This is a genomic window from Arsenophonus nasoniae DSM 15247, assembly GCF_000429565.1.
GTDB classification, from domain to species: domain Bacteria; phylum Pseudomonadota; class Gammaproteobacteria; order Enterobacterales; family Enterobacteriaceae; genus Arsenophonus; species Arsenophonus nasoniae.
Window position 1 is genome coordinate 1 of record NZ_AUCC01000231.1, and the last position, 1,479, is coordinate 1,479.

At 34.5% G+C, this 1,479-nt stretch carries 3 protein-coding genes; 1 reads left to right on the forward strand and 2 read right to left on the reverse strand.

Going from position 1 to position 1,479, the window contains the following annotated elements; genetic code table 11:
• Positions 1–257: 257 nt before the first annotated feature.
• Both G468_RS0117805 and G468_RS0117810 read right to left on the reverse strand, forming a co-directional pair.
• Positions 258–548 (reverse strand): hypothetical protein, encoded by a 291-nt coding sequence (locus tag G468_RS0117805; RefSeq protein ID WP_026824126.1) that lies wholly within the window; start codon positions 546–548, stop codon positions 258–260.
• 148 nt (positions 549–696) lie between these two features.
• The gene (locus G468_RS0117810; protein WP_026824127.1) at positions 697–1,089 is read right to left on the reverse strand and encodes a helix-turn-helix domain-containing protein; all 393 of its coding nucleotides are present in this window, start codon (positions 1,087–1,089) and stop codon (positions 697–699) included.
• Positions 1,090–1,164: 75 nt separating this feature from the next.
• Between G468_RS0117810 and G468_RS0117815 the strand changes: the two genes are divergently transcribed.
• Positions 1,165–1,380 carry a Cro/CI family transcriptional regulator gene (locus tag G468_RS0117815; protein WP_026824128.1) on the forward strand — a complete coding sequence of 72 codons (216 nt, stop codon included), beginning with the start codon at positions 1,165–1,167 and terminating at the stop codon, positions 1,378–1,380.
• The last annotated feature ends 99 nt before the right edge of the window (positions 1,381–1,479 follow it).

Below are 1,479 nucleotides of genomic sequence, written 5' to 3' on the forward strand. Positions count from 1 at the left end.
CAAAATGACCTATAATTAGTGTTTTTGCGTTTGTACAGTCTGGTATGGCTGCCTGTCCCTTGACATTGCTGTCCTGCAAAGAGCGGATCGCACTCAATGCAACGTGTATACCTGCACTCATACAGACATAACGCGCTGTACATTCCGACTTTCTAAATTGTTAAAGAGCGTGTTAGTAGTTATTTGTTTGTCTTACACTGTACATGTAGCTATTTACACAAATAACGTACTTTTGATAGAATGTTTAATGGGCATTTTTAACTTTTATTTTTTCTAGTGCTAAAATACTCTGTAAATTTCTTTTGTTTTTCTGGATATGCTTTATTTGTTGCGTTGATGGTTTCTGAATTAGTATGAGCATCGTTTGTTAACTCGATTTGGTCACGCACTTTCATTGAAAGTGATTTTAATTCAATTGCTTTATCTAGAACCAAAGCATTCAAAACATCTCTTTCCTCGCCGGAAAGACTAAAAGAAATTCTTTGTAGTAACTCTATTTGCTCTGATATATCAAAAATCTTAGCTAGTAATGTAAAGTTGTTACCCATTCGTAAGTCTCCTTACTAATTTTAATAAAGTTTAGTTTACACAAATATCAATGTCAAGATGTAAGGTAAATTTTATTTTACCTTATCTTGATATGGATAATTTTAGTGAAGAGACTTAGATATACGTTGTGTAGTTTTATCTAACAGCTTATTTTTGAGGCGAAAGTTTTTGAGTGAGTTCGGTGTATAATTTTCTATAATATTCGACTTTGTCTTCAAGCATTTTTATTAGATTATCTTTTTCAGTATCAGGTAGTTGCTGAGCAAGTCTAAGTATTTTAATATCAGATGCTTCAATGTTTAGGTCTTGTATTTTCTCCAAACGATCTATACCAGCAATGATCCATTCAGGTGAGCATTTCAAGGCTTCGGATATATTCATTAATTTATCCCCACCTAAAACGCTTACTCCTCTTTCCCATTGAGACACCGCTACGCGACTGACCCCGATTAGGTCAGCTAAATCTATTGCTCTTAGACCTAATTCAGTTCGTCTTTCGTAAATTCTACGGCCTATTGCTTCCCTATCATATTCAGCCACTTGTAAACTCCTCTTTATTATGTAAAATATTATTTATAAAAAGTAAACTTTAATTTATAATTTTGAGGTTTCTGAATGTTAAAAGCAATTGTTGTTAGTTATTTTCGCTCAAAAAGGAATGTTGCTAAAGTTTTGGGAATATCTCCACAGGCTGTTGGACAATGGCGGGATGTTATCCCTGAAAAATCTGCATTACTTATTGAAAAAATAACCAATGGATCACTTAAGTATAGTCCTGAGTTATACAGAAAACACCATACCGAAAATTCACAACACAATAATACCGACTAACACTAAGGCAAAATAACCCATGCAAATAAATTATTCTGTCGGGCGTAGTGTTACTGATCAGCGCCCGAGTCCTGCTGTTGCTGGCTCGTATGACGAGCG

Excerpts from the sequence above, each read along its gene's own strand:
- G468_RS0117805 (WP_026824126.1), bottom strand. The coding sequence starts at position 548 with ATGGGTAACAACTTTACATTACTAGCTAAGATTTTTGATATATCAGAG.
- G468_RS0117815 (WP_026824128.1), top strand. The coding sequence starts at position 1,165 with ATGTTAAAAGCAATTGTTGTTAGTTATTTTCGCTCAAAAAGGAATGTT.